At 58.0% G+C, this 22163-nt stretch carries 19 protein-coding genes; 8 read left to right on the forward strand and 11 right to left on the reverse strand.

Features of this window, described 5'->3' with window-relative positions; all coding sequences use genetic code 11:
• Positions 1–133 precede the first annotated feature (133 nt).
• On the reverse strand, positions 134–1405 hold the full coding sequence (locus EHO01S_RS09535; protein WP_024523739.1) for a YeaH/YhbH family protein: 1272 nt from the start codon (positions 1403–1405) through the stop codon (positions 134–136).
• A gap of 59 nt (positions 1406–1464) precedes the next feature.
• On the reverse strand, positions 1465–3399 hold the full coding sequence (locus EHO01S_RS09540) for a PrkA family serine protein kinase (protein ID WP_024523740.1): 1935 nt from the start codon (positions 3397–3399) through the stop codon (positions 1465–1467).
• A gap of 387 nt (positions 3400–3786) precedes the next feature.
• Here EHO01S_RS09540 and EHO01S_RS09545 point away from each other — a divergent pair, with 387 nt between their 5' ends.
• Positions 3787–4530 (forward strand): MipA/OmpV family protein, encoded by a 744-nt coding sequence (locus tag EHO01S_RS09545; RefSeq protein WP_024523741.1) that lies wholly within the window; start codon positions 3787–3789, stop codon positions 4528–4530.
• A gap of 99 nt (positions 4531–4629) precedes the next feature.
• On the opposite strand, the gene EHO01S_RS09550 is transcribed toward EHO01S_RS09545, so the two are convergent.
• From EHO01S_RS09550 to gapA, 3 genes are all read right to left on the reverse strand, one after another.
• Positions 4630–6885 carry a TonB-dependent hemoglobin/transferrin/lactoferrin family receptor gene (locus EHO01S_RS09550; RefSeq protein WP_232238223.1) on the reverse strand — a complete coding sequence of 752 codons (2256 nt, stop codon included), beginning with the start codon at positions 6883–6885 and terminating at the stop codon, positions 4630–4632.
• Positions 6886–7225: 340 nt separating this feature from the next.
• A complete protein-coding gene (locus EHO01S_RS09560) occupies positions 7226–8110 on the reverse strand; it encodes a D-hexose-6-phosphate mutarotase (protein ID WP_024523743.1) in 885 nt (294 codons plus the stop codon).
• A 610-nt stretch (positions 8111–8720) separates the two neighbouring features.
• Positions 8721–9716: a glyceraldehyde-3-phosphate dehydrogenase gene (gapA, locus tag EHO01S_RS09565; RefSeq protein ID WP_024523744.1), complete on the reverse strand. Its 996-nt coding sequence runs from the start codon at positions 9714–9716 to the stop codon at positions 8721–8723.
• Between the two features lie 360 nt (positions 9717–10076).
• Between gapA and msrB the strand changes: the two genes are divergently transcribed.
• Positions 10077–10487 carry a peptide-methionine (R)-S-oxide reductase MsrB gene (gene msrB / locus EHO01S_RS09570; protein ID WP_024523745.1) on the forward strand — a complete coding sequence of 137 codons (411 nt, stop codon included), beginning with the start codon at positions 10077–10079 and terminating at the stop codon, positions 10485–10487.
• A 69-nt stretch (positions 10488–10556) separates the two neighbouring features.
• Positions 10557–10838 (forward strand): YeaC family protein, encoded by a 282-nt coding sequence (locus tag EHO01S_RS09575; RefSeq protein WP_024523746.1) that lies wholly within the window; start codon positions 10557–10559, stop codon positions 10836–10838.
• Between the two features lie 65 nt (positions 10839–10903).
• Here EHO01S_RS09575 and pncA read toward each other — a convergent pair whose 3' ends face one another.
• From pncA to sppA, 3 genes are all read right to left on the reverse strand, one after another.
• Positions 10904–11539: a bifunctional nicotinamidase/pyrazinamidase gene (gene pncA / locus EHO01S_RS09580; protein ID WP_024523747.1), complete on the reverse strand. Its 636-nt coding sequence runs from the start codon at positions 11537–11539 to the stop codon at positions 10904–10906.
• A 57-nt stretch (positions 11540–11596) separates the two neighbouring features.
• Positions 11597–12613, reverse strand: a complete 1017-nt coding sequence (ansA, locus tag EHO01S_RS09585) for an asparaginase (protein ID WP_024523748.1) — start codon at positions 12611–12613, stop codon at positions 11597–11599.
• A gap of 243 nt (positions 12614–12856) precedes the next feature.
• Positions 12857–14710, reverse strand: a complete 1854-nt coding sequence (sppA, locus tag EHO01S_RS09590; protein WP_024523749.1) for a signal peptide peptidase SppA — start codon at positions 14708–14710, stop codon at positions 12857–12859.
• A 211-nt stretch (positions 14711–14921) separates the two neighbouring features.
• Between sppA and EHO01S_RS09595 the strand changes: the two genes are divergently transcribed.
• The 5 genes from EHO01S_RS09595 to EHO01S_RS09615 all read left to right on the forward strand — a co-directional run bounded on the left by EHO01S_RS09595 (position 14922) and on the right by EHO01S_RS09615 (position 20094).
• A complete protein-coding gene (locus EHO01S_RS09595; RefSeq protein WP_024523750.1) occupies positions 14922–15470 on the forward strand; it encodes an NAD(P)H nitroreductase in 549 nt (182 codons plus the stop codon).
• Positions 15471–15663: 193 nt separating this feature from the next.
• Positions 15664–16710 carry a selenide, water dikinase SelD gene (gene selD, locus EHO01S_RS09600; RefSeq protein ID WP_024523751.1) on the forward strand — a complete coding sequence of 349 codons (1047 nt, stop codon included), beginning with the start codon at positions 15664–15666 and terminating at the stop codon, positions 16708–16710.
• A complete protein-coding gene (mnmH, locus tag EHO01S_RS09605) occupies positions 16707–17819 on the forward strand; it encodes a tRNA 2-selenouridine(34) synthase MnmH (RefSeq protein WP_024523752.1) in 1113 nt (370 codons plus the stop codon). The genes selD and mnmH overlap by 4 nt, the downstream gene beginning before the upstream one ends.
• 8 nt (positions 17820–17827) lie before the next feature.
• Complete coding sequence (locus EHO01S_RS09610; RefSeq protein WP_024523753.1) at positions 17828–19759, forward strand: DNA topoisomerase III; 1932 nt, start codon at positions 17828–17830, stop codon at positions 19757–19759.
• Positions 19756–20094, forward strand: coding sequence for a DUF1496 domain-containing protein (locus EHO01S_RS09615; protein ID WP_024523754.1), 339 nt, complete (start codon positions 19756–19758; stop codon positions 20092–20094). The genes EHO01S_RS09610 and EHO01S_RS09615 overlap by 4 nt, the downstream gene beginning before the upstream one ends.
• Before the next feature lie 33 nt (positions 20095–20127).
• Here EHO01S_RS09615 and EHO01S_RS09620 read toward each other — a convergent pair whose 3' ends face one another.
• The 3 genes from EHO01S_RS09620 to EHO01S_RS09630 all read right to left on the reverse strand — a co-directional run bounded on the left by EHO01S_RS09620 (position 20128) and on the right by EHO01S_RS09630 (position 22020).
• Positions 20128–20556: a pyrimidine (deoxy)nucleoside triphosphate diphosphatase gene (locus tag EHO01S_RS09620; RefSeq protein ID WP_024523755.1), complete on the reverse strand. Its 429-nt coding sequence runs from the start codon at positions 20554–20556 to the stop codon at positions 20128–20130.
• The gene (gene xthA / locus EHO01S_RS09625) at positions 20553–21362 is read right to left on the reverse strand and encodes an exodeoxyribonuclease III (RefSeq protein WP_024523756.1); all 810 of its coding nucleotides are present in this window, start codon (positions 21360–21362) and stop codon (positions 20553–20555) included. The genes EHO01S_RS09620 and xthA overlap by 4 nt, the downstream gene beginning before the upstream one ends.
• Positions 21363–21450: 88 nt before the next feature.
• Complete coding sequence (locus tag EHO01S_RS09630; protein ID WP_024523757.1) at positions 21451–22020, reverse strand: LOG family protein; 570 nt, start codon at positions 22018–22020, stop codon at positions 21451–21453.
• Positions 22021–22163: the final 143 nt, after the last annotated feature.

The raw sequence follows: 22163 nt of genomic DNA on the forward strand, positions 1-22163 counted from the left end.
GAAAATTAAAATTTAACTGTCCGTATTAGGCCACAAAATATGAAAAATGTTCTGCACCGCTTTGTAAAGTAATTTAATGATACGCGAAAAGTCAGCAGGTTATGCCGCCCAGCGGGCGGCAGGGGCGAGGGATTCAATCGTTGATGAGCTGACGGGCGAACAACTCACGGAATACCGGGTAGATGTCCTGCTGTTCGCGGATATGTTGCATGGCGAAGTTGTCGCAACTGCGGCTCAAGGCCTCATATTCACGCCACAGGGTCTGGTGAGCGCGACGGGTGATCTCGATGTAGCAGTAGTAGCGCACCAAGGGTAACAGGCGTTCGCTCAATAGCGTCTGACACAGCGGCGAGTCGTCGGCCCAGTTGTCGCCGTCGGAGGCCTGCGCGGCGTAGATATTCCACTGCGCCGGATCATAGCGCGCGCGCACGATTTCATCCATCAGCTTCAAGGCGCTGGAGACGATGGTGCCGCCGGTCTCCTGGGAATAGAAAAACTCCTGTTCATCGACCTCCTTGGCTTGCGTATGGTGGCGAATGTAGACCACTTCGATATTCTTATAGTTACGGCTCAGAAACAGATACAGCAGAATATAGAAGCGTTTCGCCATCTCCTTGGTGGCTTGATCCATCGATCCGGAGACATCCATCAGGCAGAACATCACCGCCTGGCTAGAAGGTTCGGGGCGCCGTTCATAATTCTTGTAGCGGAGATCGATGCTGTCGATGAACGGTACCCGGGCGATACGCTGGCGTAGCGCCTCGATCTCACGGCGTAGACGCAGGCTTTCTAGGGGCTGTGCTGGCTCACGCTGTTGTAGCGCATCGAGCTGCTCCTCCAACTGGCGTAACTCACGCCGTTTGGCGGCGCTCATCGCGGTACGCCGAGCCAAGGAGTTCTGTAGCGAACGCACCACACTGATGTTAGCCGGCACCCCGCTGGCGGTGTAGCCGGCGCGATGGCTCTTAAACTCGGTCAGCTGGCGGTAGTGGTTGTGGCGTAGGTTGGGCAGCGCCAGATCGTCGAACAGCAGATCCAAGTACTCCTCTTTGGAGAGCTGGAAGACGAAGTCATCCTCGCCGCCTTCTCCGTTACCTGCTTCGCCGCTGCCTGCGCCCGTGCCGCCGCCCTGCTGACGCTCGATGCGGTCATGCTGTATGAAGTGATCATTACCAGGATGAACCCGTTGGCGTTCCCCCCCCGTCCCCTGTTGAAACAGGGGTTCGCTGATGTCATCGTGCGAGATGGTGACCGATTCGCCGCTCTCAACATCGGAGACGGAGCGGCGATGGATGGCATCCGCTACGGATTTCTTGATCTGCGCGGTGTAGCGGCGCAGGAAGCGCTGGCGGTTTACCGCGCTCTTGTTCTTGCCGTTTAGGCGACGATCGATAAAGTAAGACATGGCGCCTCCCTATCTGCCAAGCGCTGGAAAAGGGCGGCTAAACGCCGCCCCGCACACCCTTATGATGATTTGCGCACGCGCAGATACCATTCGCACAACAGGCGTACCTGCTTGCGGGTATAGCCCTTCTCCATCATGCGGTGCACGAAGTCATCGTGCTTTTTCTGCTCTTCGCTGGAGGTCTTGGCATTGAACGAGATCACCGGCAGTAGCTCCTCGGTGTTGGAGAACATCTTCTTCTCGATCACCGTGCGTAACTTCTCATAGCTGGTCCAGTTGGGGTTATGCCCATTGTTGTGGGCACGGGCGCGCAGCACGAAGTTGACGATTTCATTACGGAAATCTTTCGGGTTACTGATCCCCGCCGGTTTCTCGATCTTCTCCAACTCGGCGTTGAGCGATTCGCGGTCGAACAGTTGGCCGGTGTCCGGATCGCGGTACTCTTGATCCTGGATCCAGAAATCGGCATAGGTGACGTAACGGTCGAAAATGTTCTGTCCATACTCCGAATAGGACTCTAGGTAGGCGGTCTGGATCTCCTTACCGATGAATTCGACATATTTCGGGATCAGGTAGCCCTTCAGGTGTTCGAGATACTTTTCCGCCACCTCCTGCGGGAACTGTTCGCGCTCGATCTGCTGTTCCAATACATAGAACAGATGCACGGGGTTAGCCGCCACCTCGCCGTGGTCGAAGTTAAACACCTTGGAGAGGATCTTAAAGGCGAAGCGGGTCGACAGGCCGTTCATGCCTTCATCCACCCCGGCATAGTCGCGATACTCTTGATAAGATTTAGCCTTGGGATCGGTATCTTTCAGACTTTCGCCATCGTAGACGCGCATCTTGGAGTACAGACTGGAATTCTCCGGGCTCTTCAGGCGCGACAACACGCTGAAGCTGGCCAGGGTCTCCAGGGTTCCGGGAGCACAGGGCGCCAATGCCAATTCGCTGTTATGCAACAGCTTGTCGTAGATCTTAATCTCCTCCGAGATACGCAGGCAGTAGGGTACTTTGACGATGTAGACACGGTCGAGGAAGGCTTCGTTGTTCTTGTTATTGCGGAACTGTACCCACTCCGATTCGTTGGAGTGTGCCAGAATGATGCCGCTAAAGGGCAGGGCGGAAATCCCCTCGGTACCGTTATAGTTACCCTCTTGGGTTGCGGTCAGCAACGGGTGTAACACCTTGATCGGCGCCTTAAACATCTCCACGAACTCCATGATCCCCTGATTGGCCCGACACAGCGCGCCGGAGTAACCATAGGCATCGGGATCGTTTTGGGCGTAATGTTCTAGCTTACGGATATCCACTTTACCCACCAGGGCGGAGATATCCTGATTGTTTTCGTCACCCGGTTCGGTCTTGGCGATGGCGATCTGATGCAGGATCGATGGCCACACCTTGACTACCCGGAACTGGGTGATATCGCCGCCGAATTCGTGCAGCCGCTTGGCCGCCCAGGGCGACATGATGGTGCCCAGGTAGCGTGGCGGGATGCCATACTCTTGGCTCAGTAAGGCGCCATCCTGCTGGTGATGGAACAGACACAGCGGGTGGTCGTTGACCGGACTGCGTTCACCGTTGGCACTCAACACATAGATGGGGACGCATTGCATCAACGCCTTCAATCGTTCGGCCAGTGAGGATTTACCCCCGCCGACCGGCCCCAGCAGATAGAGGATCTGCTTCTTCTCTTCTAATCCCTGCGCGGCGTGGCGCAGGTAGGCGACAATCTGCTCGATAGCCTCTTCCATACCGTAGAACTCGGCGAAGGCGGGGTAGCGGGCGATGACGCGGTTCGAGAATAGGCGGGAAAGGCGGGGATCCTGCGCGGTGTCGATCATTTCTGGGGTGCCGATGGCCTGTAACAGGCGCTCGGCGGCGTTGGCATAGGCGCTGCGATCCTGGCGGCAGAGGGTCAGAAAGGCTTGTAGCGTCAGCTCCTCATCCTTGGCCGATTCATAACGCTGGCGATATTGTTCAAATATGTTCATAGCGATGCCCATCCTTTTGTCAGCACAAGTTAAGGAAGATGCCCCAACGGCACGATCGGCGGCGACGCACCGCCGCCCTAAGGCATCCGCATCCGGCGGGCCGACCGCAGTCTCCCCCTGAGATCAAGCTTAGCGGACTCCCTCGAATGTGCGAGTGGGTTCCGTCTTTTTTTAAGCGATTTCAAGCACTCAGTTTAGGGTTTTTCCCGCGCGATGGCGGGGGAAAGAATGGGCAGCTACGCGTCAATCGGCCGTGGGATGGGGTGAGACGGAGAAGCGGATGAAAAGTGGCATGTTAACAATTTTTTAGATAAAAACTGATGCTATCAACCACTTAATGAGTATAATCATTCAACATATTTTTATTTTTTATTGGATGATGTAAAGGTGAAAAAACGTACGCTCTGCGCGCTGGGTACTCTCTCCCTGCTGGTTAGCGCCGCCGCTCAGGCTGGCACCTGGTCTATCGGTGCTTCTGCTCTGGTTTCTCCGGATCCATACCGTGGGGAATCTGAGCGCGTTTATCCGGTGCCAATGGTGAACTATGATAGTGATGATTTCTATTTTCATAGCCTGACCGCCGGTTATTACCTGTGGAAAGATCAGCAGGATCAGTTGAGCGCGACCGTCTTTTATTCACCCTGGCGTTACCGCGCCAGCGACAGCGACGACTGGCGTATGCAGCGTCTGGATAATCGTTACGCCACCGTCATGGCTGGTTTGAGTTATAGCCACCACGAGAGCTGGGGAACCTTGCGTGCCGCCTTCTCCGGCGACATCCTGGATAATAGCAACGGGTTTGTCGGTGATCTGGCCTACCTTTACACCTGGCGTCAGGGCGACTGGAGCTTCACGCCGGGAGTCGGGGTGACCTGGAACAGCGCTAACCAGAACAACTACTACTTCGGTGTCTCCAGCGATGAGTCCCGCCGCAGCACATTGGCACAGTACAGCGCGAAAAATAGCTGGTCGCCTTACCTGGAGCTGACCGCGCACTATCGTATCAGCGCCAAGTGGAACGCCTTCTTCGCCGGGCGTTATGTCTCGCTGAGCGACGAGATCACCAACAGCCCGATGATCAGCAAGGATTACACCGGTATGTTGTGGTCAGGGGTAACCTACACCTTCTAAGTGCGTGAGGTGAAGCGTTATAGAGTAACAGGGTCGCCTCGACGACCCTGTTTTTGTTGCCTGCCTCAAACGCTCACCTTGGACGTTGAAGCGGGGAGGTTAGAAGTAGAAGGAAATATCGGCGGCGAAGTTTCGCCCCGGTGCGGTGAAGCGTTGTAGGCCAACTCTATCGCGATCTATCTGATTGGTTGTACCGAATTCTGGCAGGCTGCGTAGCGTGTCCCAGGTGCTATATTTTCGATTCAACAGATTAAAGACGCCGGCGCGCAGTGAAATATTATCACTGATGTTATAGTAGGCTGTGGTATCAAACACCACATAGCTCGCGCTCAGGTAGGGCCAGGGGCGGCCATTATGGATGGCCTGGCTCGCTTTTTTCTTTGCCGCATAGGTCATAAAGAATTCTGCGCCATATTTTCCGGCGAGATCGCGATAGGCGATAGAGGAGACCCATTTAAAGGGTTGGATCGAGAGTAATGCGTTGCCATCGGCATCTTTTCCTCGGGCGTAGCTCAAGTTGTTGCGTAGGCTATAGTTATCTTGCCCGCCTAGCGCCTTACTGATATGAAATTCGTTGCTCAGCTCTAGCCCCCAAATGGCTGCCGAGGCGACATTGGCGTATTGTAGGTGATTCTGCGACAGTGTCGGCTTGTTCCAGCGTGACGGATTGCTTGGATCGTACCAAGGATTAGGGACTTGTTTCTCGGTCTGCTTGAGATCGATAAAGTCAGTATATTTGGTGTAATAGGCGTTGATTTTATTCTGGAGCAGCTCACCATGATAACTGAGGGCAATTTCGTTACTGAGGCCGTGCTCCTGTCTTAAGTTGGGATTCGGCTCGACACGGTTAGCCGCGATGCTATCGCCATAATCGAAATAGAGTTCTTGTGCCGTAGGAATACGGAAACCCTTACCGATTTTATACTGCAACGTATAGTTGGGCGTCATTGCGTAGTTGGCGCTCAGCGCCCATGAGAGGGCGGAATAGCGGTTAGGTTGGGGATCGCTATCTTTCGCCAGGGATAACACTCCCGCATCGGGCTTGTGCGTAACATGATCATAGCGGGCGCCGACGATAACGCTGAGCTTCTCGTCGGGCAGTGTGATCTCATCGACGAGGGTGGCATTGATATCGCGGCTAGAGACAGGACGGATGATTTTTTTATCATCCAGATAGGGCTGTTTAGGATTACCCAACCAGGTCGTATCCGCATTCACATTATCAAAACGCTTCGTGGCATATTGGCTGCGTAGGGTCATATGATGGCGTGTTGCAAATAATGAGCCGTGATTGAATGAAATCTCGTTATTCAGGTAACGGCCATATTGGGTCAGTCGGCGGCGTTTCTCTTCGAAAATATCGCTATAAGATCCCTGCGCAGCGTTTTCATAGATCGTGCTAAAAGCCGTTTGGTCGATTTTTTGCCAGTTAAACTCGGTCTTGACGCTGTCGATGTAAGCACTAGGTAGCCAGGTGTCGGAGATGCTATAACGCCTTTTTTCCGCAATATCATCACCGGTGCGATAGTATTTAGAGAAGAGGTACCATGATTTCTCATCGGTGTAGGTTTTTTCTTTAGCATATTCGACGGTAGCGCTAAGGGTGTGCGTCTCGCCTAGCATGAGATTGAATTTGGAGAGCAGCGACTGACGTGTCCTATCCTGTGGATCTGGCGTGCCACGCGCATGGCCAAAGACATCGTTTTCATGACGGAAGTTGTCGGTTTCATGGCCGTTACGGTAAGTGTAGAGCAGCATGGCTTCCAACTGATCGCCGCTAAATGCGCCGCCGAGAGTCTGCATCTTTTCATCATTTTTTGAGCTATAGGCCGTGCGGGAAACAAAACCGCTATTACCCGATTTGATCAGATCGCTGGGATCTTTGCTGACATATTGTACGCCACCGCCTAAGGCGCCGCTGCCCAAGAATAATGAGTCGGCGCCCTTGGTGATCAGCACGCTTTTCAGTTGCTCGGTTTCCACGTTGTTAATGCTGCCGTTAAAATAGCCATACCCCTTGTAAATCAGGTTGTCGAACGTTTCACCCTGCGGTATGCCATCGACGGAGATGGCCACGCGATCTTTATCGACACCACGCATGCTATAGCCATTATTGCCAAAGCGCCCGTCGCTGGAGACGCCGACATCGGGCAGGTGACGGACAATATCCTGCATATCGAAGATCAGCTGATTTTCTATCTCATTCTGCGAGATGGTCGTCTCATTGATTTTTTCTTCCTTTTTCTCGATGACATAAACAATATCCTCGGCGTTTTTTTTCTCCGGCTCCGCCGCTTGTGCCGAGAGCAGAGAGCAACAGGGCAACAGTGTGCTGAAAACGAGCTTTTTTATCATATGCATAACCCAGAAGTATCTAAAGGTCATACATAATAATTAGTAATGATAATTATTTGCAAGTGATAGCTAAGGCATGAGATGAAGAGATGTACAAGGGGGCGTCTTACTATCTCCCGGTTAAGGTTGCGAGCGATCTGGCGGTGATCCAGCGCAACGCGATGGCGAGCCCGCAGTCCGCCGATTGCCGGAATGTGGCGTTAGGAGCAGCCATCAGGCGGCGAGCTGGTTTGGCGTGGCAAGAGGGAACGCAGGGATAGCGTGGTGAGATGATGGGAAAAGATGGTGGCGCCGCGTCACTAGCCCGCCCCCCACACCAGGCGGGAGGCGGTGAAAGGTCTTAGCGCTGCGGACGTAGGCGTAGCGTAGCGGCGAGGTGGGCCGGGTTGCCATCGCTGGCCCGCAGCGGTTGGCTAACGCGAGCGGTCTCCACACAGACCATCGTGTGGTAACCCTCGTTCGGCATGTCGGCCATCGCGGCGGCGATCTCACTCCACGGGTTCCAGGCGACCACATCGCTATGCTGATGGTGGTGGATCTCGATGCTACGCTGGAAACCGTCATCGTGGATCACACTAAAGGCGTCAGGTGCGGTATAGACCCGATCGGTGCGGGCGGAGAAGGTTAGCGCCCCTTGTTGTACGCCCGGCTTGCCACCGTTCACCTTGTCCAGGTAGCGGTCGCCCAGACCGGAGACAGAGACGCTTTGAATATCGGCGACGTTGAAATAGCTGTGTAAGGCGGCCTGGCACTGGTAGTCGCCATAGGCGTCCAGCTCCATAGCACAGTGCTGGCCCAGGCGATAACGGGCGATCAGACTAAAGTCGTGTGGCCAATACTTACGTGAAGCCTCGCTCGCCGTCAGGGTAAAGGTCAAGGTGACGCCCTGCGCGTCTTCGTCGTGCGCGTTAAAGGTCCAGGGGAGGTTGCGCGCAAAGCCGTGCGACGGATAGCCCTCTTGTTGCGCCGGACCAAACCAGGGCCAGCAGATAGGTACCCCACCCCGGATGGGCTCACCATGGCGAAAGGCGGAGGCTGGCGATAGCCACAGCGCCGGCTGCTCACCGCTCGGTTGCCACAGCAGTAAATGCGCGCCTTGCAGGGCGACGGCAGCACGCACCAACGGGTGATTGACCACCACGATGGGTAATTCGTCCAACTGACGCAGGCTGATGTAGGGGGTCACCTGCTGTTCGACTGGCAAGGCAAAAATCTTCTCGGACATGCTCTGGGACATGGAACGGCTCCTTGATAAAAGCGGTGCAGTAGAGGGAAACGCGCCGATTATCCCACCTTCACTGTTGCGCCTCAATTGTGTTGCCTCTCTGACGCGAGCCTGCTCCCATCTGTCTGTGTCTGTGTCTGTGTCTGTGTCTGTGTCTGTGTCTGTGTCTGTGTCTGTGTCTGTGTCTGTGTCTGTGTCTGTGCCGACGCTATCGCCGATCGCCAGGCTAGGTGTCAGGCGTACGCGGCTAGGTGCGTCCATCACCAGAGAGCGCCGACGACATGGCTCTCAATCAGGCTGAATTTATCTATGGAATAAAATTTTTACCGTTGTGCTGATATAACAAATCGGCGTATTCGACGCCGTCGGAGGAACGCAACGTCAGCGATCCGCACGCACATATGGAGGTAAGATACGAGATTGCCGTCGCGCTGTCGGCCTGCTCTCGGTGCGTGACGGGGGAAGGTAGTGCCTTTTCCTCGCCTGCGGCTGTCGCGTAGAACGGCGACCCTTTAGCAACAGCGTGTGGGTATCTCGTCAGGCAACGGGAGATGGTCAGCATAAAAAAGGGCGACTCGTGTCGCCCTTCCGTCATTCCAGTCTCTGGCGCTTATTTGGAGATGTGCGCGATCAGATCCAGAACCTTGTTGGAGTAGCCAGTTTCGTTGTCATACCAAGAAACCAGTTTCACGAAGTTGTCGTTCAGGGAGATACCGGCATCGGCATCAAACACAGAGGTGCAAACTTCGCCGTTGAAGTCGGTAGAAACGACGGCTTCGTCGGTGTACCCCAGAACGCCTTTCATTTCGCCTTCAGAAGCGGCCTTCATTACGTCACAGATCTGCTGATAGGTAGCCGGCTTGGCCAGGCGTGCAGTCAGGTCAACAACGGAAACGTTCGGCGTCGGAACGCGGAAAGCCATACCAGTCAGTTTGCCGTTCAGTTCCGGGATAACCTTGCCAACAGCTTTGGCAGCGCCGGTAGAGGACGGAATGATGTTCTGGCTAGCGCCACGGCCGCCGCGCCAATCTTTCATGGACGGACCATCAACGGTCTTCTGGGTCGCGGTGGTTGCGTGAACGGTGGTCATCAGGGCTTCAACGATGCCGAAGTTGTCGTTCAGGACTTTAGCCAGCGGTGCCAGGCAGTTGGTGGTGCAGGACGCGTTGGAAACGATGTCCTGGCCTGCGTAGTTCTTGTGGTTTACGCCCATAACGAACATCGGGGTAGCATCTTTGGACGGGCCAGTCATTACGACTTTCTTAGCACCGGCAGCGATGTGTTTACGTGCGGTTTCGTCGGTCAGGAACAGACCAGTAGCTTCGGCAACGACGTCAACACCGATTTCGTCCCACTTCAGGTTAGCCGGATCTCTTTCAGCGGTAACACGGATTTTTTTACCGTTAACGATCAGGTGGCCATCTTTCACTTCAACAGTGCCGTTGAAACGACCGTGAGTAGAGTCGTACTTCAGCATGTATGCCATGTAGTTGGCATCCAGCAGATCGTTGATGCCAACGATTTCGATGTCAGAACGTTCCTGAGCAGCACGGAAAACAATACGGCCGATACGGCCAAAACCGTTGATACCTACTTTGATAGTCATATATTCCACCAGCTATTGGTTAGTGAATAAAAGGTTGCCTGTAAAATTACAAAAACCTTATGGAGCGTCAAGCGGAATCGTGTCAATTGTTGCTATACGTCAAAGCCGCCAGGCGACTGCATAGATAGCGCCCACGATACCTAACTCACCGTATCCCATCATACATGGGGACGGGAGAAGCCGTCTCAAGCCAGCGTGCGATAGGTTTGTGATGCTTATCACAAATATTGCCGCTCGCCGCGCTCCAGCCATCCAGTTTAGACCAAATGATGCTGATCTATTGTTAACTGTTTGTTATGTTGGATTGCATAATCTTTCTGTGTCATTCCATCCATTCGGCTTAAGACCGCGGACCATAACATGGCTAAAGAGAACCACTCCTTGTCCCCACCTCAATTAACCGAGATGCAACGCTATGTGACGCATGAGCGTGGCACCGAACCGCCTTTCAGCGGCAAGCTGCTCTACAACCAGCAGGAAGGGATCTACCACTGCCTGTGTTGCAACAGCCCCTTATTCTATTCCGACAGTAAATATGAGTCGGGATGCGGCTGGCCGAGCTTTTTTCGCCCCTACCAGCCCGATGCCATCCGCTACTTGGATGACCATTCACACCATATGCGGCGCACCGAGATCCGCTGCGCGCATTGTGATGCGCACTTGGGCCATCTGTTTGCCGATGGCCCGGCACCGACGGGTGAGCGTTATTGCGTCAATTCCGCCGCGTTGCATTTCCACGCCGCCGCCGATGACAGTTGGACTGCGGGCTAGCACCGTGATATCTGCGACTGATAATACCAGGGTGAAGCGATTCAGCAAAGAAGATATTAGTGAGGAATTATGGATATTGAGCGTTTGCTCTCAATAATGAACGATGATGTCTATCAGCGTTTGCTGAGCGCGGTGGAGTTGGGGCGTTGGCCGGAAGGGCATCGTCTGAGCGAGCAGCAGCGTGCGCAGGCGATGCAAATCGTGATGCTTTACCAGTCTCGGCATAACCATCAGGCCGAGCATCTGACGGTGAACACCCGGGGCGAGATCGAGATGAAGAGTAAACAGGCGCTCAAGGCGCAATTCGTCTCGTCAGCGGCTCCCTTGACGGTGCGCCGCGTCGAGGAATAGCAGGCGAGAAGGAAAGACGCCGCCTTGTCGTTGAGTGTCCGGTTCCGACACCAGGCGGCTAGGGATCATGCCAGGCTGGGGATAGCGTCCAGGGTCGTCAGGGTGGCCCCGGCAGCCTGCATCTCCGTCAGAGCGCGATCGCTGTCGCCCTCCGTCAGGTCAACCCCACGGCATCCGTCTTGGATCACCGTGACGCGATACCCCAGACGCAGTGCGTCTAAAACCGAAAACTTTACGCAGTAGTCAGTTGCCAGTCCCAGTAACCACAGATGAGTGATGCCGTGCTGTTGCAGCCAGGCGTGTAATGCCGTGGCGGCGCGTTGGCCGTTGTCGAAGAAAGCGCTATAGCTGTCTACCGCCGCCTCACTGCCCTTGTGCACCACGAAGTCGAAGGCGGTATCACGCAACGCCGGGTGGAAGGCGGCGCCGATGGTATTCTGTACACAGTGATCCGGCCACCATACCTGGGGTAGACCGTTCAATTCTCCCTGGGCACCTACCTGGCCGCCGCTTTGCGTGGCGAAGCTGCCGTGATCGGCGGGGTGCCAGTCCTGGGTGGCGATCACTGGGATTCCGTCTCGGCGGGCCATCTCGACTGCCTGTAGGGCCACGGGGATGACCTCATCGCCCCGTGGCACCGCCAGGGCGCCCTGGGGACAAAAATCATTCTGTAGATCGATCAGCAAAAGTGCGGCGGACATCGGTCTTTCTCCCATGGTTGTGTGACTAGAGCCGGCCTATTTCGTAATGGGGCCGTCCTAGGAATTCTCGCTCAGCTCGCCGCGCAGATCCTGTTGCATCAGATGGCGGATTGCATCGGTGGCGAGTGATTGGCTTAACAGATAATGCAGTTTAGTCAGTGCCGCCTCAACCGTCATGTCGAAACCGCTGATCACACCGGCATGTGCCAACGCATTGCCGGTGGCGTAACCCTCCATGTTTACGCGTCCGGAGAAGCATTGCGTCAGGTTGACCACGACGATGCCACGCTGGGCGGCTTGCTTCAGTTCGTCTAGCAGCTCCGGGTTTTGCGGTGCGTTACCTACGCCGTAGGAGCGCAAGATCAGCGCCCGCACCGGTTGACGCAGGAAGTTGCGTACCACATCGGCGGAGATACCGGGGTAGAGGGTGACTACCCCGATAGGCTGCGGCGTGATGGGATGAACCTGGAACGGAGCCTGATGCAGCGGGGTGACCAGGGGAGCGACACGGCGAATGTTGATCCCGGCCTCTAGCAGCATTGGGTAATTGGGCGAGGCGAAAGCATCGAAGCCGTCGGCGTGCGCCTTGGTAGTACGGTTGCCGCGAAACAGTTTGTTGTTGAAGAACAGCGACACCTCATTGATCGGGTAGTTGGCCGCCAGGTACAGGGCGTTCAGTAGGTTGGTCTGCCCGTCGGAGCGCAACTCGGCCAGCGGGATCTGCGAACCGGTGACGATCACCGGCTTAGCAAGGTGTTCAAACATGAACGACAACGCCGAGGCGGTAAACGCCATGGTGTCGGTGCCATGCAGAATGACGAAGCCGTCGTAGTGCGCGTAATTGGCCTGAATGTCGTCGGCGATATGCTGCCAGTCGGCGGGGGTGGTGTCTGACGAGTCGATCAGTGGCTGGTATTCGTGGATGGTGAAATCCGGCATCTCTGGGCGGTGGAACTCCGGCATCTGCGCCAGTTGGCGCTGAAGGTGGCCAGAGACCGGAATATAGCCGTGTGCGGAACGTTGCATGCCAATGGTGCCGCCAGTGTAGGCCACATAGATAGATTTTTTTTGCATGACAGAAAATTCGCCGTTGCTGGGCGCAGATGCGCAACTATGCGTGGATTATAGGGATAATACGGCAGAAAAAAAGCTGTGTTACCACCAAGGGGAGTGATTTAACCAAGATTTGAACGCGGACGTCGGTGCATGCGCGTATCGCTCATGGCGTGCTACTTGGCCAGATTAAGGGACATGGGCAAGGCGCATCCTGTGGGGAACCCATCGCGTTGCGCAGAGGGCTCCCCGTCAGGGGCGGGATTAGCGGATTTCGCTACAGGTCAGGCAGAGCGCATAACGTTGCTGCGGATCGTTAAGCGAGGCGACCCAGTCGCTCTGCGCCGCGATTTGGCGCGACAGCTGAAGCAGTGAAGCGGGCACCACGCCTTGCAACGCTTGCGGCAAGGATGCCTGCACCGAACCGGTTAGCTGGCTAAGTAGCATCTCGCCGAAGCTTGGTGTGTCGACGTACCATTGCAGACGCGGCTGCTTGATCCCTGCCAGTTGCGCGGCCTTGCTGACGGCGTCGTCGAAGTCGCCTAACTGATCGACTAAGCCATTAGCCTTGGCATCGACACCGAGCCAGACCCGGCCTTGGGCGATCTGATCGACCTGTTCCGCCGTCTTATGGCGGGCGTCGGCCACCAGGTTGATGAAGCGCTGATAGCCATTGGCGATGGTTAGCTGCATCAGATCGCTGACGCTTTGCGGCAACGCCTTGGTCAGCGCGGTGTCGGCCAGCGACGAGGTGGCAACGCCATCGGTGTAGATCCCTAGCTTGTTCAGCGGCTTCTCGAAGGTATTGATCACCCCGAAGATGCCGATCGAGCCGGTGAGCGTGGTCGGACTGGCGACGATGTAGTTGGCCGGGGTCGAGATCCAGTAGCCACCGGAGGCAGCCAGTCCCCCCATGGAGACGACGACGGGCTTGCCGGCGCTACGGGCGGCGGCCAGTTCGCTGCGGATCTCTTCGGAGGCGGTCACGCTGCCGCCGGGGCTGTTGACACGCAGGATGATCGCCCGTATTGCCGGGTCGAGGCGCGCCTGGCGGATCTGGTCGGCGGTAGTGTCGCCGCCGACACTGCCCGGCGTTGCTTCGCCGTCGATGATCGGTCCGCTGGCGAAGATCACCGCGATCTGTCCCTTGCCGGATTGCGGCGTCCTCAGTGAGTAGTCATACAGACTGATGTGGCGATAGTTGCGCGCCTGGGCGTCCCAACCGAACTGTTTCGCCAGGAGCCCTTCCGCCTCGGTGCGTGACGCTAATCCATCGACCCAACGATGCAGCACGGCGTACTGCGCCAGGTCACCGCCGGTGGCCTGTAGCCCTTTGAGTAACTGCTCAGCACCGGGGAACAGTTGCTGCACCGAGAGGTGGCGATTGGCGGCGACGGTGGTCAGGTAGTTATTCCACATGCCATGCAACCACTGGCTGTCGGCGCTGCGCGCCTGCGGCGACATCTGGTCGCGCATCAGCGGTTCGACCGCCGACTTATAGGTGCCTACGCGGAAGATGTGGGTGCTGACGTCCAACTTGTCCAGCAGGCTCTTATAGTAGAGGTTATTCGTCGCCATCCCTTGGAGGGCGACGCTACCTTGCGGCGAGAGGTAGATCTTGTCGGCGTAGCTGGCCAGGAAGTATTGCGCCTGGGTGTAGCTTTCGCCTATCGCAATGATCGGCTTGCCGCTGGCGCGGAACTCACGTAAGGCCTTGCCGATGTAACGCAGCGATGGTTGATCGGCCCCGGCGAAGTTATTCAGGGACAACACCAGCCCGGTGATGTTGGCATCATCCTTGGCCTGACGCAGGGTCGCCACCAGGTCGAACAGCGAGTTTTCTTGTAGGGTATTGCCACGCATGCCCAACAATTCACGCCCTAGCTGGCCGAACTTGTTGCTCAAGGTGGGGTTGTCGACCACCACACCGTTGAGATCGACCAGTAACGCGCCCTTGCTCATCGGGGCGGCCGGTTTGTCTTGTAGTTGCAGGTAAATGCCGACGCCAATTAGGATCAGCAGTAGAAGGAACAGGTTCAGGATGAATTCGCGGATAAAGTTCAGTATCCGCCAACACCCGCGAAACGTTCCGGCGATGTAGCGCCATAGCACGCGCATGTAAGCTCCAGATAACGAGTTGTAGTCACGCTATCCTAACGGGGGAGGAGAAAAATGTCAGCGTTGAGATGGTGCGCGGCGCGAGGCTGTGCCGTTATGCGTACGCATTGCGCCGCGTGGGACTGGCATCTTGGCACGCTGCGGCGGATAATCGCCGCAACCTCGATTTAACCTCGTTGCTTGTTATCCGTTTTGTCCACAGGAGAGTGTTATGGACGCCTTAACGTTACTGTTGCAACGCCGTTCCGCCTCGCGCCTGAGCGAGCCGGCTCCGGCGGGGCCGGTACTGGAAAATATCTTTCAAGCCGGGCTGCGAGCACCGGACCACAAGGGATTGCAGCCCTGGCGTTTCGTCACCGTACAGGGGGAAGGGCAGGAACGACTCAGCGCGTTGTTGCACGCTATTGCCGTCGAGGAGGGATTCGATGACAAGGGGATCGAGAAGGCGCGTAAGGCGCCATTCCGCGCGCCGCTGATCATCACGGTGATCGCCCATTGCGATGTCGAGAGTCGGGTGCCGCAGTGGGAGCAGGTGGCCTCGGCCAGTTGCGCGGTGATGGCGATGCAGATGGCCGCCCAGGCGCAAGGCTTTAACGGTATCTGGCGTAGCGGTCACTGGGTCACGCATCCGCGGGTGCGTGCGGCGTTCGGTTGCCGTCCTCAGGATACCATCGTTGGCTTTCTCTACCTGGGCACGCCGCAACTGAAGGCCGCCCGTTTACAACCGCTGGATAGCCGCGCCTTCGTGCGTGCATTCTGACGCCTGCTGTTCTCTGCGCCTCGTCGTTCGCGGTGCCGGGGGCGGCCGGGGCGGGCGACGGCGACCATTTACTGCGCGCGTAACCGTTTGCCTAACTATACTCGGCGGGGTTATTGATCCCGTTGCTTATCAATTTCCTGCGCTGGCGTTACCATAGCGCGATTTTATTTTTCTTGATGGAGAGGAGTAGGGTATGACTGCGCCGGCCATTCGTTTGACACAGTACAGCCATGGGGCGGGATGTGGCTGCAAGATCTCGCCGAAAGTATTGGAGTCCATCCTGCACAGCGAGCAGGCTAAGTTTGTCGATCCCCACCTGCTGGTGGGCAATGAGACGCGCGACGACGCGGCGGTTTACGACATCGGCAACGGGGTTGGCATCATCAGCACCACCGACTTCTTCATGCCGATCGTGGATGATCCGTATGATTTTGGCCGTATCGCGGCTACCAATGCCATCAGCGATATCTATGCTATGGGCGGGAAACCGATCATGGCGATCGCCATCCTCGGTTGGCCGCTGGATAAGCTGGCGCCGGAGATCGCCCGTCAGGTGATCGAAGGCGGGCGTCAAGTCTGCCGGGAAGCGGGGATTTCGCTGGCTGGCGGTCATTCCATCGACGCGCCGGAGCCGATCTTCGGCCTGGCGGTTACCGGGACGGTCAGCACCGAGCGCGTGAAGAAAAACAGCGCGGCGCAGGCCGGTTGCCGCCTCTACCTGACCAAGCCGCTGGGCATTGGGGTCTTGACCACCGCCGAGAAGCGCAGTTGCCTGCTGCCGGAGCACCAAGGGTTGGCGCGCGACACCATGTGTCAGTTGAACCGTCCTGGCGCCGATTTCGCCGACATCGCCGGGGTTACCGCTATGACCGATGTCACCGGCTTTGGTCTGTTAGGCCACTTGAGCGAAATTTGCCAGGGCTCTGATCTCCAGGCGACGTTGTGGTTCGATCAGATCCCGCGTCTGCCGGGTGTCGAAGCCTACATCGCGCAGGGTTGTGTACCGGGCGGTACCGGACGTAACTTTGACAGTTATGGCCACCTGGTCGGCCCGATGAGCGATCTTCAGCGTCAATTGTTGTGCGATCCGCAAACCTCCGGCGGCCTGTTGTTGGCGGTGGCGCCGGACGCTGAAGCGGCGGTGCGTGAGATTGCGGCGCGTCATGGCCTGACCCTGAGCGCCATCGGCGAGCTACATGCGCCGCGCGCCGGCGAGCCGTTGATCGAGGTTCACGGATGATCGATGCGGCAGTAACCCGTCCGGATGGCACGGACTATCTCGCCATCCTGGCCGCCGACACGCCGCTGATCGACGTGCGCGCTCCAGTCGAGTTCCAGGCTGGAGCTTTCCCCAGCGCCTGTAATTTGCCGTTGATGTTGGACAGCGAACGTGAGGCGGTGGGCATCTGTTACAAGCAACAGGGCCAGGAAGCGGCCATCGCCTTGGGTAATCGTCTGGTATATGGCGAGGTACGCGCCGCGCGTATCGACGCTTGGCTGGCGCAGTGTCGGCGCCAGCCAAGTGGCTACCTCTATTGCTTCCGCGGTGGCCTGCGTTCGCATATCGTGCAGCAGTGGTTGCGCGAGGCGGGGGTGGATTATCCGCTGATCGAAGGCGGTTATAAGGCATTGCGCCAGGCGGTGATGCAGCACACTGAGCAGGCTGCCACGCTGCCGATGGTACTGATCGGCGGTAACACTGGCTGTGGCAAGACACGGATGCTGCGCGAGCTGCCGGGCGGCATCGATCTGGAGGGGGCGGCGCGTCATCGCGGCTCCTCCTTCGGGCGTGTCGTGGTGGCGCAGGGCAGCCAGGTCGACTTCGAGAACCAGCTGGGTATCGCGCTGCTAAAACAGCAGCGCGCCGGCATTCGGCGTTGGATACTGGAGGATGAAGGGCGGGTGATCGGCTCCAACCATATTCCACTGTGCTTGTACAATGCGATGCAGCAGGCGCCGGTGGCGGTAGTTGAAGAGCCCTTCGAGGCACGCCTGGCGCGTCTGCAAGAGGAGTATATCGATCTGATGCGCGTGGAGTATGAGCGCACCTACGGGCGCGAGGCGGGCTGGCAGGCCTACGCCGAATATCTGCACCATGGGCTGTTCGCCATCCGCCGCCGTCTGGGGCTGGAGCGCTATGCTGAGCTGGATGGTCATTTGACGCGGGCGTTGCAACGGCAACGGGACGGTGACGGCAGCGAAGCACACCTGGCCTGGTTGGTACCGCTGTTGCAGGACTATTACGATCCGATGTACGGCTATCAGTTGGAGAAGAAGGCGGCGCGTATCGTCTTTCGCGGCGATTATGCCGCCGTACGGGACTATCTCCTTTCCCTCGGCCAGAATTAAGGTGACCGATGCGGCTGTTTATTGCGGAAAAACCGAGTCTGGGGCGTGCCATCGCCGATGTACTGCCGAAGCCCCACCGGCGAGCGGATGGCTACATCCAATGCGGTCATGATGATGTCGTCACCTGGTGTGTCGGCCACTTGTTGGAGCAGGCTGAGCCGGACGCCTATGACGCCCGTTATGCCCGTTGGAATCTGGCCGATCTTCCCATCGTGCCGCAGAAGTGGCAGCTACGCCCTAAGGCATCAAGCGCCAAGCAACTGAAAGTGATCGAACGCCTGCTGCGCGACGCGCAACAGGTGGTACATGCCGGTGACCCGGATCGCGAGGGGCAGTTGCTGGTGGATGAGGTGCTCGACTTCCTGGCTCTGGCACCGGAGCGGCGCCGTCAGGTGCAGCGCTGTCTGATCAATGATCTCAATCCCCAGGCTGTGGCGCGGGCGCTGGAACGGCTGCGCGACAACCATGAGTTCATGCCGTTGTGCGTCTCGGCGCTGGCGCGCGCGCGCGCCGACTGGCTGTATGGCATCAACATGACACGCGCCTATACCCTATTGGGGCGCAATGCCGGGTATAACGGTGTGCTTTCCGTCGGGCGGGTGCAGACGCCGGTGCTGGGACTGGTGGTACGGCGCGATGAGGAGATCGCACACTTCGTGGCGAAGGATTACTACGAAGTACGGGCGCACATCGTGACCCCGGCGGGCGAACGCTTCTGGGCGCAGTGGCAGCCGAGCGAGGCCTGTGAGCCCTACCAGGACGAGGAGGGACGCCTGCTCAACCGGGCGCTGGCCGAGCACGTCATCGCACGCATCGCCGATCAACCGGCGCGGGTAACCGGTTACCAGGATAAGCGCGAGTCGGAGGTGGCGCCGTTGCCGTTCTCCCTTTCGGCCTTGCAGATCGAGGCCGCTAAACGTTTCGCCCTGAGCGCCCAGCAGGTACTCGATATCTGTCAGCGCCTGTATGAGACTCACAAGTTGCTCACCTACCCACGCTCCGACAGTCGCCATCTGCCGGAGGAGCACTTCGCCGGTCGTCATGCGGTTATGGCCGCCATCGCCAGCCATGCGCCGGAGTTGGCCGATCTGGCGGCGGTCGATGCCGAACGGCACAATCGTTGCTGGGATGACAGCAAGGTGGACGCTCACCATGCCATCATTCCCACCGCGCGCGGCGGCAACGTTTCACTGTCGGCGGACGAGCGCAACATCTACCAACTGGTGGCGCGCCAGTATCTGATGCAATTTTGTCCCGACGCGCAATACCGCAAGTGTGTCATCGATCTGGCGATCGCCGGAGGAAAGTTCTGCGCCAAGGCGCGCTTCCTGGCGGCGCCCGGCTGGCGCGCCCTGCTCGGTGCTAAGGAGCGCGACGATGAGGACGAGGGGATGCCGCTGCCGGTGGTGGCGCGCGACGACGTGCTGCATTGCGAGCACGGCGAGTTGATGGCACGCCAGACCCAGCCGCCGCGTCCTTTCACCGATGCGACCTTATTGTCGGCGATGACCGGGATCGCCCGCTTCGTGCAGGATAAATCGCTAAAGAAAATCCTGCGAGCGACCGATGGTTTAGGGACCGAGGCCACGCGTGCCGGGATCATCGAGCTGTTGTTCCGCCGGGGATTCTTGGAGAAGAAGGGGCGTAACATCCACGCCAGTGAGGCGGGCAAGGCGTTGATCCACTGCCTGCCGGAGATGGCGGGACGTCCAGATATGACGGCCCATTGGGAGTCGACGCTGACCAAGATCAGTGAGAAGGGATGCCGCTATCAGGACTTTATGCACCCGCTGGTGGAGACGCTACAACAGTTGATCCATCAGGCGCGTACCGCGGTGGATCCCCGTGCATTTCGCCATCTGCCGCCCGTTAAAGCAGGGACAGCGCGCCGCGCGCCGGGGCGAGCAACCGCAGCTAAAAAGAGGAAGAAAGAAACATGAAACAGGCCGTAATCGTGGCGCTAGGCGCGCTGTTGTGGAGCGCCGCGCTTCAAGCAGAGGTAACGCTCTCGACCAATGGGGGGGCCGCTAACACCGTTCAGGCGGGGACGGCCGCCGTGGCCGCCGGTGGCGTTGATGTGGTGGTGCCGATGCCCGCTAACGGCGATAACAACGGGGGGGCGAGCATAACCTGTAGCCGCTGTTGCCTGTACCAGGATCGTTACTATTCGGAGGGCGCGGTGGTCGCTGTCGATGGCCTGTTGTTGCAATGCCAGGCGAATCCGCAGCTGCTGAGCACCAATAATCTCCGTTGGGTGGTGTTGAAGAAGGGGTAACTCCCGGGGAGGAGCCTACCCCGTGATTTGGCGTTAAGCGTCGCGCGCAAAGCGCGCCAACAGCGCCAGATAAGCGTGCAGCAGCGGTACGTCCGCCGGCGCCAACGGATAGTCCAGCGCCTGTTGTGGACTGACCCAATGCAACGCGGCGTGCTCTCGCGCCTGGGGCTCGCCCGCATCGGGTTGTACCCGCCAGGCATGCAGATGGATGCGCCGGCCTGGCTGGAGTAGGGTGCTGCTGGCGACATAGTCGCTCACCTGGCAGGTTAGTCCCAACTCCTCCTCCAGTTCACGCTGCAACGCCTGAGGCTGGCTCTCCCCCACCTCGACCTTTCCGCCGGGAAACTCCCACAAGCCAGACTGATCCTGGCGGGCACCACGTTGCGCCAGCAGGATACGTCCCTGCCGTTCGATAATCGCCGCGACGACATGCAGGATCTTCTCCTCTCCCTGCGCCATCATGATAACGCGAACTCGGCCCAGATCGGGGCATGGTCGGAGGGTTTCTCCATTGCCCGGATCTGATAGTCGATGCCGGTATCAACGCAGCGCTGTGCCAGCGGTTGGCTGGCGAGCAGCAGATCGATGCGCAGTCCACGGTTATCGTCGAAGCCCTTAGAGCGGTAGTCGAACCAGGAGAAACGATCGGCGCGCTCGGGATTGGCTTGACGGTAAGTATCGACCAGTCCCCAGTTCAGCAGGCGCTCCATCCAGGCGTGCTCTTCCGGCAAGAAGGAGCATTTGCCGCTACGCAGCCAACGCCGGCGGTTCTCGTCGCCGATACCGATGTCGATGTCGGCCGGGCTGATGTTCATGTCGCCCATGATCAGCACCTGATCCTGCGGGGTCAGGCATTGTTGCAGATAATCCTGTAGATCGGCGTAGAACTTGCTCTTGGCCGGGAACTTCAGCGGATGGTCACGGCTTTCTCCCTGCGGGAAATAGCCGTTGATGACCGTGAGTATGCCCTGTTCCGTCGGAATATCGGCCATGATGATGCGCCGCTGCGCGTCGTCATCGTCGCCCGGGAAGCCTTTGCGTACCGCCAAGGGGGCCATGCGGGTCAGTAGGGCGACGCCATAATGCCCTTTCTGGCCATGGTAGTGCAGATGGTAGCCGAGCGGGGCCAGCTCCTGGAGCGGAAACATATCGTCATGTACCTTGGTCTCCTGAAGACCGATCACGTCCGGATTATGTTTCTCCACGATCGCCGCTAACTGATGGGGACGGGCGCGCAGTCCGTTGATGTTGAAAGAGATAAACTTCATGGGTCTTGGCCGTTGAATAAGGGTGCCCGCATGGTAGCAGATGGCGGGCGTCAGCTGAACCTTGTGCTGTGTGGGGGTATTGCCCCCGTTACGCCCAGCGGTTTAGATGATGTGGCTGGTAGACATCGAAGGCGCGCAGTAGGCTGGCTGCGTCGTCATCGTGCAACAGCGTGGCGAGATAGGGGGGACGAATAAAGCCTTCGTCGGCGCTATAGCGCAAGAAATCGCGTAGACGGCTATAGTAATCGCCGACATCCAGCAGGCCGACTGGCTTGTCATGGCAGCCTATCTGTCCCCAGGTCCAGATTTCAAACAACTCCTCCAGGGTTCCGATACCGCCCGGCAGCGCGATGAAGCCGTCGGCGCGTGCCGCCATGCGCGCCTTGCGCGCGTGCATATCCGGGACGATCTCCAGTGAGGTCAGACCGTGGTGCGCGGTCTCGGCTTCAACCAGCCGCTGCGGGATCACGCCATGAACCTCGCCGCCGGCCGCCAGCGCGGCGTCTGCCACGACGCCCATTAACCCCTTACGGCCACCGCCGTAGACCAGCGTTCGTCCCTCCCGGGCCAAGGTTTGCCCTAATTGGCGGGCGCTGGCGACATACCGCTCAGCCACGCCGTCGCTGGCGCCGCAAAAGACACAAATCGCATTACGCATCCACTTACTACCTTAATTTACCGACAAGTGGTGAGATATAACGAATGTGGCGCCGGATGGCAAGCCTGACGGTGTGAGGCGGCGTCAGATGCGTGGAAATACCGCGTACGCGTCGGATGTGGCTAACCTCGCCTCGCTCGACA

The organism is Edwardsiella hoshinae NBRC 105699 = ATCC 33379, from assembly GCF_000474215.1.
Taxonomy (GTDB): Bacteria; Pseudomonadota; Gammaproteobacteria; order Enterobacterales; family Enterobacteriaceae; genus Edwardsiella; species Edwardsiella hoshinae.